The sequence below is a fragment of the Streptomyces sp. NPDC054842 genome, assembly GCF_053611025.1.
Genome location: NZ_JBSGZN010000063.1, coordinates 9165 through 23018 on the forward strand (window position 1 = coordinate 9165; position 13854 = coordinate 23018).

15 protein-coding genes and 2 pseudogenes are annotated in these 13854 nt (G+C 72.5%); 6 read left to right on the top strand and 11 right to left on the bottom strand.

Features of this window, described 5'->3' with window-relative positions:
• Positions 1 to 59 precede the first annotated feature (59 nt).
• Both ACWGIS_RS32830 and ACWGIS_RS32835 read right to left on the bottom strand, forming a co-directional pair.
• Positions 60 to 152 (bottom strand): annotated as a pseudogene (locus ACWGIS_RS32830).
• Between the two features lie 32 nt (positions 153 to 184).
• Positions 185 to 277, bottom strand: a pseudogene (locus ACWGIS_RS32835).
• Between the two features lie 175 nt (positions 278 to 452).
• Here ACWGIS_RS32835 and ACWGIS_RS32840 point away from each other — a divergent pair.
• The 6 genes from ACWGIS_RS32840 to fabI all read left to right on the top strand — a co-directional run bounded on the left by ACWGIS_RS32840 (position 453) and on the right by fabI (position 5794).
• The gene (locus ACWGIS_RS32840; protein WP_453366149.1) at positions 453 to 1448 is read left to right on the top strand and encodes a DUF2156 domain-containing protein; all 996 of its coding nucleotides are present in this window, start codon (positions 453 to 455) and stop codon (positions 1446 to 1448) included.
• 139 nt (positions 1449 to 1587) lie between these two features.
• Positions 1588 to 1752, top strand: coding sequence for a hypothetical protein (locus tag ACWGIS_RS32845; protein ID WP_453366150.1), 165 nt, complete (start codon positions 1588 to 1590; stop codon positions 1750 to 1752).
• A gap of 244 nt (positions 1753 to 1996) precedes the next feature.
• The gene (locus ACWGIS_RS32850; RefSeq protein ID WP_453366151.1) at positions 1997 to 3100 is read left to right on the top strand and encodes a fatty acid desaturase family protein; all 1104 of its coding nucleotides are present in this window, start codon (positions 1997 to 1999) and stop codon (positions 3098 to 3100) included.
• A 179-nt stretch (positions 3101 to 3279) separates the two neighbouring features.
• Positions 3280 to 4704 carry an MFS transporter gene (locus ACWGIS_RS32855; protein ID WP_453366152.1) on the top strand — a complete coding sequence of 475 codons (1425 nt, stop codon included), beginning with the start codon at positions 3280 to 3282 and terminating at the stop codon, positions 4702 to 4704.
• Between the two features lie 2 nt (positions 4705 to 4706).
• A complete protein-coding gene (gene fdxA / locus ACWGIS_RS32860; protein ID WP_150483456.1) occupies positions 4707 to 5033 on the top strand; it encodes a ferredoxin in 327 nt (108 codons plus the stop codon).
• Complete coding sequence (fabI, locus tag ACWGIS_RS32865; RefSeq protein ID WP_453366153.1) at positions 5030 to 5794, top strand: enoyl-ACP reductase FabI; 765 nt, start codon at positions 5030 to 5032, stop codon at positions 5792 to 5794. The genes fdxA and fabI overlap by 4 nt, the downstream gene beginning before the upstream one ends.
• Before the next feature lie 73 nt (positions 5795 to 5867).
• Here fabI and serS read toward each other — a convergent pair whose 3' ends face one another.
• The 9 genes from serS to ACWGIS_RS32910 form a co-directional block, all read right to left on the bottom strand.
• Entirely contained in the window at positions 5868 to 7145 is a 1278-nt protein-coding gene (serS, locus tag ACWGIS_RS32870) for a serine--tRNA ligase (RefSeq protein WP_453366154.1), read from the bottom strand.
• Positions 7146 to 7285: 140 nt separating this feature from the next.
• Positions 7286 to 8506, bottom strand: coding sequence for a beta-ketoacyl-[acyl-carrier-protein] synthase family protein (locus ACWGIS_RS32875; protein WP_453366155.1), 1221 nt, complete (start codon positions 8504 to 8506; stop codon positions 7286 to 7288).
• Entirely contained in the window at positions 8506 to 8736 is a 231-nt protein-coding gene (locus ACWGIS_RS32880; RefSeq protein WP_018888444.1) for an acyl carrier protein, read from the bottom strand. Before ACWGIS_RS32880 ends, ACWGIS_RS32875 begins: the two co-directional genes overlap by 1 nt.
• A gap of 106 nt (positions 8737 to 8842) precedes the next feature.
• Positions 8843 to 9850 carry a beta-ketoacyl-ACP synthase III gene (locus ACWGIS_RS32885; RefSeq protein ID WP_453366156.1) on the bottom strand — a complete coding sequence of 336 codons (1008 nt, stop codon included), beginning with the start codon at positions 9848 to 9850 and terminating at the stop codon, positions 8843 to 8845.
• Positions 9847 to 10839, bottom strand: coding sequence for a VlmB-like protein (locus tag ACWGIS_RS32890; RefSeq protein ID WP_453366157.1), 993 nt, complete (start codon positions 10837 to 10839; stop codon positions 9847 to 9849). Before ACWGIS_RS32890 ends, ACWGIS_RS32885 begins: the two co-directional genes overlap by 4 nt.
• On the bottom strand, positions 10836 to 11393 hold the full coding sequence (locus ACWGIS_RS32895; RefSeq protein ID WP_453366158.1) for a flavin reductase family protein: 558 nt from the start codon (positions 11391 to 11393) through the stop codon (positions 10836 to 10838). Before ACWGIS_RS32895 ends, ACWGIS_RS32890 begins: the two co-directional genes overlap by 4 nt.
• Positions 11390 to 11998 carry a hypothetical protein gene (locus ACWGIS_RS32900; protein WP_453366159.1) on the bottom strand — a complete coding sequence of 203 codons (609 nt, stop codon included), beginning with the start codon at positions 11996 to 11998 and terminating at the stop codon, positions 11390 to 11392. The genes ACWGIS_RS32895 and ACWGIS_RS32900 overlap by 4 nt, the downstream gene beginning before the upstream one ends.
• Before the next feature lie 22 nt (positions 11999 to 12020).
• Positions 12021 to 12503, bottom strand: a complete 483-nt coding sequence (locus ACWGIS_RS32905; protein ID WP_193507505.1) for a type II toxin-antitoxin system RatA family toxin — start codon at positions 12501 to 12503, stop codon at positions 12021 to 12023.
• Between the two features lie 2 nt (positions 12504 to 12505).
• Positions 12506 to 13801 (bottom strand): aspartate aminotransferase family protein, encoded by a 1296-nt coding sequence (locus ACWGIS_RS32910; RefSeq protein ID WP_453366160.1) that lies wholly within the window; start codon positions 13799 to 13801, stop codon positions 12506 to 12508.
• Positions 13802 to 13854: the final 53 nt, after the last annotated feature.

The following is a 13854-nucleotide window of genomic DNA, read 5'->3' on the forward strand; positions in this document are numbered from 1 at the left end:
CCGTTGAGCCGCTCCGGGCACCTCTCCATTGTGTGGCCGTTGGTGCGTGGCCGTTTTCGCGGAGAGGGCAGGATTCGAACCTGCGTGGGCTTTGTGGGCCCGACCGTGAGATTGCTCTCTGGTCCCCGTTGAGCCGCTCCGGGCACCTCTCCATTGTGTGGCCGTTGGTGCGTGGCCGTTTTCGCGGAGAGGGCAGGATTCGAACCTGCGTGGGCTTTGTGAGCCCGACCGTGAGATTGCTCTCTGGTCCCCGTTGAACCGCTCCGGGCACCTCTCCTCGTTCCCGGCTTCCGGTCTCCCGTGCCGTTCACGAGAACAATATTGGCAGGGAGGGCTGACAAAGTGCTGACGTCTTTCTGACGCGATCGAAGAATTCCCTTCCGGTCTTTTCCCGCGCCCGCCCTCGATGCTCTACTCGGGACGACGGAAAACGCTCCCGAAAGGGGAAAACAATGACCGTGACCGCCATGGACAACCCGGTTCTCGAGGCGATACGCACCCATACGTCCAGCGAGAACCCCAGTGCATTCCTGGCCCTCAACAGCGGAAACGACGTCTTCACGCTGCCCGGTGCCGACGGCGTCGTCGTGTACCGCCGCACGGGCCGGTTCGCCGTCCAGTTCGGCGGCCCCTTCGCCGCCCCCGACGACTACGACCGTCTCCTGGAGGCCTTCCGCCGGCACGTCCGCGACGAGGGCCGCACCCTGGTCGGCATCCAGCTCCAGCGCGCCGACGCCGAGCACTACGCCCGCCGCGGCTTCACCGTCAACCAGGTCGGCGCCTCCTGGGCCGTCGGCCTGGAGGACTTCACACTGCGCGGCACCCGCTTCATGCAGCTGCGCAACAAGATCTCCCGGGCCCGCCGCAACGGCCTGGTCGTCCAGGAGGTCTCCGCCGGCGACTGCCAGGACGCGATCGCCGCCATCGACCGGGCCTGGCTCGGCTCCAAGGGCGGCGCCCAGCAACTGGAGTTCCTGGTCGGCCAGATCGGCGGACCGGCCCAGGCACACCGCCGGCTGTTCACCGGCACCATCGACGGCAGCCCCGTGGCGTACATCTCCTACTCGCCGGTGTACGGCAGCCGGGCCGGCTGGATGCACGACCTGAGCCGGCGCGTCCCGGACGGCTCCCCGGGACTGATGGAGGCCATCAACGCGACCGCCGTCGAGGTGTTCCGTTCGGAGGGCGTCGAGTGGCTGCACTTCGGCTTCACCCCGTTCACCGGCCTCGACGCCGACCACGAGATCGACGGCCACAGCCCGGCGTTCCAGTGGCTGATGCACGCCCTGTGGGCCGAGGGGGCCGCGCTGTACCCGGCGCAGACCCAGCTGTCGTACAAGCAGAAGTGGGCGCCGGACGTGGTCGTCCCGGAGTACGTCGCCTTCGACGGCCCGCAGGCCTCGCCGGCGTCCTTCGCCCACGTCTTCCGTGCCTGCAAGGCGTTCTGACGACCCGTCATCCGCCAGGCCCGCAGCGGGGAACTCCGGACCGACCGTGCCCGCAGCGGGGCGCGGCGTCGGGCGCGCCGCGGGTCACCTTTGCACCGCCCTCACGCACCACCCGTCTTCCGGAACAGGAGAACCAGCGATGAGCGACAACGGAACCGACACCAGCACCGAAGTCCTCCAGCACACCGTGGTCGAGCGGCTGATGGCCGTCATCGGCGCGCCCGACGACGAGGACGTGGCGCGCGACGCGGACGCCGCCGTCCGGGCGCTCGACGAACGGCTGCGCGCCGAGTCCGCCGCCTGACGGCCCCCGCCGATCAGACCGGCATCAGTGCCACATCAGCGCGGCGCAGCACGCTGGACACGTGTTCGTCCGGTGGTCCTCCGGCGGAGTACCGCATCGTGCTCCGGCGTTCCCGGACCGCCGGGCGGGCACGCCGCGCGTTCCCGACCGCCCGCGGGAGCACTGCCGACTCGCGGCGCCCGCAGGTCCGCGGGGCAGCGGCGCCGCCGCCCGAACCGGGCACTTCTCCCAAGGAGAGCAACGCATGCAGCGTCCGCACACACAAGAAGCCGGGGCAGCAGCCGCCTCCGCGGCCGGCCCGCGCACCGGCGCCTCGGCGACGTTCGCCGAGCTCCTCAAACGCGTCAAAGCGGAAGGTCTCCTCGACCTCGACCCGCGCTACTACGTGGGTCGTCTCGCACTCAACACCACCCTGCTGCTGATCGGATTCGCCGCGTTCTTCGCCCTGGGCGACTCCTGGTGGCAGCTGCTGACGGCCCTGTGGATGGGGCTGTGCGGCGGCCAGTCGGCGTTCATGTGGCACGACGCCGGACACAAGGCCATGTTCCGCAGCAAGAAGGCCGCCTCCGCCGTCGGCTACATCCACGCCAACCTCGTCAACGGGGTCAGCTACGGCTGGTGGGTCAACCACCACAACCGGCACCACAGCAACCCCAACCACCTCGACAAGGACCCGGACATCGGCCGGCGCACCGTCATCTTCGACGTCAAGCAGTACCCCAGCCGGCGGGGCACGCAGAAGTTCGTCGTGCGCCACCAGAGCGTGCTGTTCTTCGTGCTGCTCGTCCTGGAGGGCTTCAAGATGCTCCGGACGGCCGTGGTGTCCATCGCGCAGGGCAAGACCAAGCGGCCCGTGCTGGAGTCGTTCCTGCTCGTGCTGCGCGCCGCGGTCTACTGCGCCCTGGTCTTCACGGTGCTCTCGCCGGTCCTCGCCGTCGCGTTCATCCTCGTGCAGCACGCCGCCCTGGGCGTCTACTTCGGCATGATCTTCGCCCCGAACCACAAGGGCATGGACGTCCGCGACGGCGAGGAGGAGACCCTGGACTGGCTGGAGCGCCAGGTCCTCACCTCCCGCAACATCCGCCCCAACCCGGTGGTCGACTTCCTCTACGGCGGCCTCAACTACCAGGTCGAGCACCATCTGTTCCCGGCCATGCCGCAGAAGCACCTGGCGCGCGCCCGGGAACTGACCCGCGCCTACTGCGCCGAGCGCGGGGTGCCGTACCACGAGGTCGGCTTCTGGGCGTCCTACCGGGAGGTCGCCTCCTACCTGCACGAGGTCAGTGAGCCGGTGCGGGCCGGGACCGTGGAGGAGGAGATCAGGCGCCGGGCGGCCCAGGCGGCCTGACCCGGCCCGCGCCCTCGGTCGCCGCCGGGTCCGGGCCCCCACGCTCCGGTCCCGCACGGCCCCCGCACCCCCACGCGTCCACAGCCCGGCCCCCGGGCCGCACGCCCGGGCCCGCCGTCGGCCCGGGCGGTTCCCTCGCCGGAGTCCCTGAGAACCAGGAGTCCAAGGAGAACCTCCCCATGTCCCAGACCACCACGGTGGCGGGCGGTGTCACCGCTCCCGCCGCGATCGGGGTCCGCCTGGACCGCATGCCGATCACCCCGATGCACCGAAGACTCACCATGGTCATCGGCGTCGGCCTGCTCTTCGACACGTTCGAGAACAACCTCTCGGGCACCATCGCCAAAGTGCTCCAGAGCGACTTCGCCTTCGGGGCGACCGAGCTCAAACTCGTCCTGGCCTCGGTGTTCATCGGCCAGTTCATCGGCTCGCTGGTGCTCGGCCGGATCGCCGACCGCTTCGGCCGGCGCCGGGCCTTCCTGATCAACCTCGCCATCTACTCGGGCTTCTCCCTGCTGGGCGCCTTCTCGCCGAACGCCGCCTGGCTGATCGTCACCCGCTTCATGGCCGGCATCGGCATCGGCGCCGAACAGGTGCTGTCCGACTGCTACCTGGCCGACGTGCTGCCCGCCAAGCGGCGCGGCCGGTACATCGCCTGGGCCTACACCATCGCCTTCTGCGGGGTGCCCGCCGTCGGCTTCGCCGCGCTGTGGCTGGTGCCCCTGTCCCCGCTGGGCATCGACGGCTGGCGCTGGCTGTTCGTGATCGGGGCGCTGGGCTCCGCCGTGGTGTGGGTGCTGCGCCGCCGGCTGATCGAGTCGCCGAGGTGGCTGGCCGCCCAGGGCCGCACGGAGGAGGCCGAGCTGCTGGTGGCCGAGATGGAGAAGCAGGCCTACCCGGACCGTCCCGCGTCGCTGCGCCCGGTGGCCGCGGACACCGCCCGACCGGTGGAACCGGCCGCGGTGCGCCACCGTGTGCGCGACGTGTTCGGCCGCGGCATGCGGCGCCGCACGGTGGTGCTGTGGATCTTCTGCGTGCTGTCCGTGGTCGGCTACTACGGTTTCGGCACGCTGGCCCCGCAGATCGTCGCGGCCAAGGGCTACGGCCTCGTCGCGGGCATCGGCTTCACCGCGCTGTCCTTCCTCGGCTACCCGGTCGGTTCCGCGCTGTCCCTGCCGATCGTCGACCGGTTCGAGCGCCGGACGCTGGTCGCGGCCTCCGCGGCGGCGATGATGGTCGCCGGCCTCGGCTTCGCCTACGCCGGATCCCCCGCGCTCATCGTGGCGTTCGGCTTCCTCTACACCCTGTGCAGCAACGTCTTCTCCAGCGTCTCGCACGTGTATCTCTCCGAGCAGTATCCGACCGCGATCCGCGCCACCGCGTCCGGCGCCGCCTACTCGCTGTCCAAACTGAGCGCCGCCGCACTGCCGTTCGTCCTGCTGCCGGTCCTGGACGCGCACGGCCCCGGTGCCCTGTTCGGGGTCATCGCCGCGGCGATGACGGCCCTGGCGGCGACCGTCCTGCTGCTGGGCGAGCGCACCACCGGGGCACCGGTCGACGGCGTCCCCGGCCCCCCGACCACCCCCGTGACGAAGAGGAGCTGACGATGGCCTACGTCATCGCCCTGCCCTGCGTCGACGTCAAGGACCGCTCCTGCGTCGACGAATGCCCCGTGGACTGCATCTACGAGGGCCGCCGGGCCCTGTACATCCACCCCGACGAATGCGTCGACTGCGGCGCCTGCGAACCCGTCTGCCCCGTCGAAGCGATCTGCTTCGAGGACGACGTGCCCGCAGAGTGGGGCGACCACACCGCCTCCAACGCCGACTTCTTCGCCGCCGTGGGCTCGCCCGGCGGCGCCGCCGCACTCGGCGCCCTCGGCCACGACTCCCCGCTGGTGCGGGCCCTGCCCGAGGCGGTGACCCGGACATGAGCGGACTCCTCGCCGGCAAGCGGATCCTGGTCACCGGGGTCGTCACGGACGCGTCCATCGCCTTCCACACGGCCCGCATCGCCCAGGAGGAGGGTGCCGAGGTCGTCCTCACCGGCTTCGGGCGCCTCTCCCTGATCGAGCGCGTCGCCGGACGGCTGCCGAAGCCGGCCCCCGTGCTCGAACTCGACGTCACCGACCAGTCGCAGCTGGACGGCCTCGGCGACCGGATCCGCGAGCACACCGACACCCTGGACGGACTGGTGCACTCCATCGCCTACGGGCCGCGGGGCGCCTTCTCCTTCCTGGACGGCGACTGGAACGACGTGTCGACCGCCGTGCACGTGTCGGCGTACTCCCTGAAGTCGCTGACCACGGCCTGCCTGCCGCTGATGGAGCGACGCGGCGGCTCGGTGGTCGGGCTGACCTTCGACGCCTCGGTCGCCTGGCCGCGCTACGACTGGATGGGCGTCGCCAAGGCCGCCCTGGAGTCGACCAGCCGCTACCTCGCCCGGGACCTGGGCGGCCGCGGCGTCCGCTGCAACCTCGTCGCGGCGGGACCGCTGCGCTCCATGGCGGCCAAGTCCATCCCCGGGTTCGCCGACCTCGCCGAGGTCTGGGAGCACCGGGCGCCGGCGGGCTGGGACCCCACCGACCCGGACCCGGCGGCCCGCGGGGTCGTCGCCCTGCTCTCGGACTTCTTCCCGCGCACCACGGGGGAGATCGTGCACGTCGACGGAGGGGTGCACATGATGGGCGCCTGAGCCCCGGGCCGGGCGCGGCGAAAGGGGCGGGAGCGGGTCGCGGACCCGGCTCCCGCCCCTTTCGCGCCGGCGCCTACGCGGTGTCCCCGCCCGGCAGGATCCGCCGGAAGCCGGTGTACGGGACGAGGGCCTCGGGCAGCACCACCGAGCCGTCCTCCCGCACGCCCTGCTCCAGCAGCGCGGCGACCGTGCGGCCGATCGGCAGCGCCGAGCCGTTCAGCGTGACCGCCGGCGTCCTGCTCCCGTCGGGCCGTTTGACGCGGATGTCCGCGCGACGCGCCTGGAAGGTGCCGCAGTCGGAGACCGAGGAGATCTCCCGGTAGGAGCCGCTGCCCGGCAGCCACACCTCGACGTCGTAGGTGATCCGGGCGGAGAACCCGAGGTCGCCGGCCGGCAGCAGCACCACGCGGTGCGCCAGTTCCAGGCGCCTCAGGCACTCCTCGGCGTGGTTCACCATGAGTTCGAGCTGCGCCGGGGCGTCCTCGGGGGCGCAGACGCGCACCAGCTCCACCTTCTCGAACTGGTGCAGCCGCAGGATGCCGCGGGTGTCCCGGCCGTACGCCCCGGCCTCCGCCCGGAAGCACGGCGTGCTGGCGGTGAAGGCCAGCGGCAGCGAGCGGGAGTCCAGGAGCCGGCCGGCCACCAGGTTGGTCAGCGGGACCTCGGCGGTGGGGATCAGGAACAGCTCCCGCTCGCCGACCTGGGTGCGGAACAGGTCGTCCTCGAACTTGGGCAGTTGCCCGGTCCCGGTCATGGTGTCGCGGTCGACCAGGAACGGCACCGACTGCTCGGTGTAGCCGTGCTCGCGGGTGTGCAGGTCGAGGAGGAAGTCGCGCAGGGCCCGCTCCAGTCGTGCCCCGGCCCCGCGGGCGACGGCGAAGCGGGCACCGGACAGCCGGGCCGCGGCCGGGCCGTCGAGGATGCCGAGGGATTCCCCGATGTCGGCATGGTGGCGGGCGCCGTCCGCCGGACGCGGAGCGGGACCGCCCCGGCGTATCTCCACGGCCTCCTTCTCCGAGTCGCCGTCCGGGACCGCGTCCAGGGGGATGTTCGGGACGGAGAGCAGCAGCTCGGTCAGGTGCGCCGCGGCCGTGCGGGCGGCGGCCTCGGCCCGCTGCACCTCGGCCCGCAGCGCCCGGGCGGACGCCTTCTCCTCCTCGGTCGGCGGGCCGGAGCGGCGGGCCCTGGCCGTGCGGTTCAGCTCGGTGCGCAGCCGGGTCACCTCCGCCTGCGCGCCGTTGCGCTCGCGCAGGGCGTCGGCCAGCGCGGCCGGGTCGAGGTCGTGGCGGCGGCGGGCCAGCCGCCGTACGGCCTGCGGCCCGTCCTTCAGCAGTTCTTGGGGATCGTGCACGGGGGGACTCCTGACGTGGGGCGGGTGGGGTGGCTCGCGGGCGGGCGGGCGGGGTGGGCGCCGTGCGGCCGGGTGCCGCACGGGAACAGCCGCCCGGCGGAGGTGCTCCGCGGGCGGCTGCCGGTACGTGGCCGCGCCGTTCAGGCCGGGGCGATGGCCAGGGCCGTGTTCTGGCCGCCGAAGCCCAGGGAGTTGCTCAGGGCGAGATCGATGGGCATGTAGGTGGCGGTCTGCGCGAGTTTGATGTCGATCCTGGGGTCGGGCATGACGAGGTTGGCGGTGGGGGGCACGAGTTCGTGCTCGACGCTCAGCACGGTGAAGGCGGCCTCGACCGCCCCGGCCGCGCCGAGCAGGTGTCCGGTGACTCCCTTCGTGGAGGTGACCAGCGGGTCCCCGCGCAGTGTCCGGCCGATCATGCGGGCTTCCGCCAGGTCGTTCAGCGGTGTCGACGTGCCGTGGGCGTTGACGTGCTGGACGTCGTCCGGGTCCGCGCCCGCGTCGGCGAGCGCGGCGCGGACGGCGGCCTCGATGCCCGCGCCGTCGGGGTGCGGCGACGTCATGTGGTGGGCGTCGGCGGTGGCGCCGTAGCCGATGATCCGGCCGTGCACATGGGCGCCGCGGGCGCGGGCGTCCGCCACCCGTTCCATGACGAGGATGCCGGCGCCCTCCCCGGCGACGAAGCCGTCCCGGTCGGCGTCGAACGGCCGGGACGCGGAGGCCGGGTCGTCGTGCCGTCTCGACAGCGCCCCCATCTGGGCGAAGCCGGCCATGACCAGGGGGGTGACCATGGCCTCGCTGCCGCCCGCGAGGACGATGTCGCAGCGGCCGAGGGCGAGCAGGTCCCGGGCCGTGCCGATGGCGGTCGCGCCCGAGGCGCAGGCGGTGGCCACCACCAGGTTGGGCCCGGTCGCCCCGAACTCGATGGCCGTCTGACCGGCCAGCATGTTCGGCAGCTGCATGGGCAGCAGCAGCGGCGAGACCCGGTCGGCGCCCTGCTCGCGCAGCACGTGGTGCTGTTCCTCGACGGTGCCCGGGCCGCCGTCCGCGCAGCCCAGCACCACACCCACCCGCGCCCCGTCCCACGTCTGCGGATCCAGGCCCGCGTCGGCCACCGCCTCGTGCGCGGCGACCAGCGCGAACTGGACGAACCGGTCCAGGCGGTGGGCCCGCCGTGCGCTGAGCAGGCGCTCGGGGTCGAAGCCGGGCACCCGGCAGGAGATGCGTACGGGGTTATCCGTCAGCAGCGGATCGAGGGCGGCGGCCGGCCTGCCGTCGCAGACCGCCGCCCAGCTCGGCCCGACCCCGATACCACCCGGGGTGACCAGGCCGAGCCCGGTGACGGCGATGTCCATGCCGGCCATCAGACCTTCGCACTCCGCTCCTCCATCAGCCGGACCATGTCGGCCACGGTCTCCGCCTCCAGCAGGTCGTCGTCGCTGACGTCCAGGCCGAGCTCGGACTTCAGCAGCAGCGACAGCTCCACCACGGCCAGCGAGTCCAGCTCGATGTCCTCCCGGGTGGCCTCCGGGGTGATGGCCTCGGGTGACACCTTGAGCTTGTTGGACAGGATTTCCTTGAGCTGCTCCAGCATGTCGGTTCCTTTCGACAGTTCTCTCGAAGGCGCAAGCGCCCGTTCTCCGCTGTGTCGGACAGCGCTTGTGGGAGGGGCCGGCCCGGGCCCCCTTGGTGACGGGACGTCAGACGGTCTGCACCTCGGGCCAGATGAGCGTGGTCGCGCCCCAGGACAGCCCGCCGCCGAACGCGGTCAGCAGCAGCCGGTGCCCGGCGGTGAGCCGTCCGTCCGCCGCGCTCTCGGCCAGCAGCAGCGGCAGTGAGGCGGCGCCGGTGTTGCCGACCTGCGCGATGTTGCTCAGCCGCCGTTCGCCGGGGATGCCGAGCCGCTCCGAGACCGCCTCCAGAATCCGGGCGTTGGCCTGGTGCGCGGCGAACCGGTCGACGTCGCACAGCCGCCAGCCGGCCCGCTCGGCCGCCTCGGTGGAGGTGGCGGTCATCCGCTCCACCGCGTGTCGGTAGGTGTCGCGGCCCACCATCCGGAAGAAACGGTCCTCCGGTGCGGGCTCCCGGCCGGACGACCGCTGCCTCGACCCTCCGGCAGGCACCTCGATCAGATGGCTCAGCCCGCCGTCGCTGCCCAGCACGAGCGGGCCCACCGCGCCCGGCTCCTCGGGGGAGCCGGCCCGCAGCAGCACCGCGCCCGCGCCGTCCGCGAAGATCACCGCCGTGGTGCGGTCCTCGGGGTTGACGATCGTCGTGAACGCGTCCGCGGCGATCAGCAGCACCCGGTCCGTCACCCCGGCGGCGATCAGGCCCGCCGAGCTGGCCAGGCCGTACAGGAAGCCGGAGCAGACGGCGGCCACGTCGAAGGCGGGCACCTCGCCGAGTCCGAGCCGCGCCGCGACCTGCGGCGCGGTGGCCGGGCACGGCTGGTCCGGGGTGGTGGTGGCCAGCACCACCGCGCCCGCCCGCGCGTCTTCCGCCGACTTCAAGGCCCGCAGGCCCGCCTCGACCGCCAGGTCGCTGGTCGACGTGCCCGGGGCGACCACCCGGCGCCGGGCGATCCCGGTGCGCGAGCGGATCCAGTCGTCCGAGGTGTCCAGGCGCCGGGCCAGATCCTCGTTGGTGACCACGTCGGGCGGGACGTACGACCCGATCCCGCAGACCACCGCGGCCCGTCCGGTGCTCACGCGCCCGGCCCCTGACTGCTGAGGACCTCCAGGGGCAGACCCATGTAGGCCATCCGGGCCTCGGCCATCTCGTCGGTCCACCGCTCGGCCATGTCGTAGCGCTGCTCGGGAGTGGTGTCGAGCATCCGCACGCCGGGCCAGATCTCGTAGTCGCCGATCCGGTCGGCGTGCCGGAGCATGCCCTCCTGGAACAGCTCCTCGCGGTGGATCACGAACTCCCGGTCGGGGATCTCGTCCCACAGCCGCACGCCGGCCCGCAGGATCTCCAGCAGGCGCGGACGGTACTCGGGGTGCGCGGCCACGTGGTCGCGCAGGATGGTGCTGGCCACCGTCAGATGGCGGATCTCGTCGATCGCGGTGCCGCGGGAGATCTCGCCGGTGGCCGGGGACAGGGGAGTCCACTTGCGTTCGCTCAGCTCGGCGGCCGGCGCCAGCACGCCCTCGATGACGATGGCGAACACGGCGACACCGCCGGCGAAGTCGGCCTGGTCCCGGACGATGTCGAGGGTGAAGTCGACCACCGGGTCCAGCACCCGGGCGCGGTAGTCCCGGGCCATCTCGTCGATGCTCTTCAGGAGCGTGTCGGCCGGGATGCCGAGCTCCACCAGGTGGTTGCGGAACACCCGGGCGTGCCGGGCCTCGTCGAGCAGCTGGGTGGCGTAGAACTCCATCTCCGGGATGCCGGGCGCGATCGACACGTAGTGGCCGAGCAGCCGGGTGGCCAGCTCCTCGGACAGCCCGCGCAGACCGAACTCCAGCACCAGCGCCTCGCGCAGCGGGCCCGGCTCCTTCAGGAAGTCCGGAACGATCGCGTCGTCGTGGTGGCCGGTCACGCCGCGGTCGCGCAGCGTGCCCTGGGCCACCGAGGTGATCCAGTAGGCGAGGTCGCACTCCTCGGGGCCGAGGGTGAGTTCCTTCGCCCCGTCCAGCAGACCGGGCGCCTTGTCCCAGTCGGCCTCGGGGGCCACGAGTACCTTCGACTGCGTCATGACGCGGCGGCCTCCTTCGCCGGATGCAGGGTGCCGGCGTGCAGGCGGCCGGCGTAACTCAGCAGGGGGAGCCCCTCGTTTGCCCGGGCGCGCACGACGTGGCCGAGCAGCAGCTCGCTGTCGCCCGCGGCGTGGGCGGAGTGGAAGCGGCAGGTGTAGTGGGCGAGCGCGCCCGCGATGAGCGGGGCCTGCGCGTACGGGTCCGCCGTCCAGGGCAGGCCCGCGAACTGCTCGCTGCCGTCGGGGCGCCCGCTGTCGGCGAACCGGCGGGCCACCTCGGCCTGGTCACCCCCCAGCACGTTGATCGCGAACCGGCCCTCGGCGGCGGCCCGCCGCGCGAAGGACGACCCGGCCCGCAGCACGACGCCGACGAGGAGCGGCTCGCGCGAGACCAGGGTGACCGTGCTCGCGGTGGTGCCGTGCATCCGGCTCTCCGGGCCGGTGGTCAGCACCGACACGGGGGACGCCAGGTGGTAGAGCGCCCGGCGCCGTTCGGCCGGGTCCTGGCGGACGGGCCGGCGTGTGCGCGGGCCGGTCGCGGTCGCGGTGCTCATCGCAGCGCCTCCGCCTGCCGGGCCGCGGACTCCCCGGCCGCGGCGGCCCGCGCCGGGGCCTCCTGCGCCGCGGCGGCGTCGGCCCGCGGCGCCGGCACCGGCTTGCGGACCGGGACGTGCCCGACCGGCACCGGGTCCGTCACATGCCCGACCGGCTTGGGGTGCGGCAGGCCCAGGTCGTCCAGGAGCCGCAGGTAGCCGGGCTGGCGGACCGGCTCGAAGGGCAGCGCGAAGGACTTCATGAAGTTGCCGAACAGCCCGCGGTCGCCGAAGAGGTGGAAGGGCAGCACCAGCAGCGCCCACTCCGGCTTCACCAGCCAGCACCACAGCGCGGCCACGGCGGCCTGGGTGATGAGGCTGTGCATCACGTTGTACAGGACGTAGTACGCCTTGTGGATCGGCCGCCCGCCACTGCGCCGGAACGCGAGCGCGCCCGGGATGTAGCCGATCAGGTCGATGTAGAGGAAGAGGGCGATCGCCGGCAGCCAGCGGATCTCGCCGAAGTGGGCGATCATCAGGCCGGTGGTGACGGCGAGGCCCACCAGGTACTCGGCGCGGTGCAGCGAGTACGTGCGCGGTGTCTCGAACGGGTTTGCCTGGTCCATGGTCAGCAGCTCCCTGATGCGCTTAGGCGCCGACCGCGGCGGGCGGGGTGAGTTCGATGCCGCCGCTGATGCGCACGGCCGGGAACAGACCGGTCAGCGCCCAGGCCACGGTCTCCTTGATGACCCGCTCGGCGATCGGGTCGAGGATGCCCTCCAGACTCGGGATGCCGAAGTCGAAGTCGGCGTCGAAGCGGACCGCGACGTCGTCGCCGTCCTGCGTCACCGACCAGGTCCCCGAGAAGGAGTCGAAGTCCCCGTCGGACTGCTCGAAGCGGATCTCGCCCTGCTCCGGCAGCACGGTGTCGTCCTCGGTCCAGCGGAGCAGACCGCTGCGGAAGTGCAGCTCCCAGCTGGAGGAGGCGGCGGGGTCGGGGTAGGCGGCGTGCACCGTGGTCGCGTTGACATGGGGCGCCAGGTCGGGGTACCGCTCCCAGCGCCGTACAGCGTGCAGGACCTTCTCGGCCTGCTCCCCGGGTATCAGGGCATCGAGTTCGACGTGCCTCACGATCAGTTACCGCCTTCCGGCATTTTGGCCGCGCCCCGTACGAGGTCGCGGGTGGCCAGGTCGAAGGAGTTGAGGAGGAAGTCCACGTCGGTGTCGCCGAGCACGGCGGGCGGGGTGAACCGCACCACCGAGCTGCCGTTCATCGAATGGTTGGCGACCACGCCGTGGTTGAACAGTTCGATCAGCAGCTCGCCGGCCAGCCCGGCCTCGACGAGCTCGACGCCGATCAGCAGGCCCCGGCCGCGTACGTCCACCACGAGGTCGGGGATGTTGCGGTGCGCGATCTCGGTGATCGCCGGCAGCAGCCGGGCGCCGAGGTCCAGCGCCCTGGTGACCAGGCGCTCCTCCTTGACGGCCCGGATGGCGCCCTGGACCGCGGCCATCAGCACCGGCTGGCCGGAGAACGTGGCGGTGTGGACGTAGGGGTCCTTGTCGAAGGGACGGAAGGCCTTGCGGGTGGCGACGGCCGCCGAGACCGGCATCACCCCGCCGCCGAGCGCCTTGCCGGCGAGCAGGACGTCCGGGAGGACGCCCTCGATGTCGGCGCCCCACCACTCGCCGAGCCGGCCGAAGCCGGACTGCACCTCGTCGAGGATCAGGAAGCCGTCGTACTCGCGCACCAGCTCCTCGACACGCTTGAGGTAGCCCTTCGGCGGGATGATCACACCGCCCTCGCCCTGGACCGGTTCGAGGATGACGCACACCTCGCCCGGGTGGGCGGCGAGTTCGGCCTCCAGTGCGTCGGCGTCACCGAACGGCAGGTGCAGGAAGTCGGGCACCAGCGGGCGGAACGGCCGCTGGTAGACCTCCTTGGCGGTGGCCGACAGCGCGCCGAGGGTCTTGCCGTGGTAGCCGCCGCGCATGGAGACCGTGCGCTTGAAGCCGCCCGCGCGGGCCAGCTTCAGGCCGGTCTCCACCGCCTCCGCCCCCGACAGCGCGAAGTGCACCCGGTCCAGACCGGGCGGCAGCACCGAGACCAGTGCCTCGGCCGCGCGGGCCACGGTGGGCTCCAGCAGGATGCGGGTCGCGGTGGGGTGCGTGCGCAGCTGGCGCTCCACCTCCTCCATCACGATCGGGTGGCGGGAGCCCATCAGGAACACGCCGTAGCCGCCGGCGTTGAGGAAGCGCTCACCGTCGCTGGTGGTGAGCCAGGCGCCCTCGGACGCCACCTCCATGTGGCTGCCGAACAGCTCGGCGAGCGTGGCCCGGCCCTTGCTCAGATGCGCGCGGTACAGGCCGAGGACCTCTGCCTCGGCGTCGGCGGACCAAGCCGCCGGGGATTCCTGGATGACGGTCACGTGTGGCTCACTCCAAGGGGTCGTCAGGTCGTGCGGACAGGACCGGGACCGTG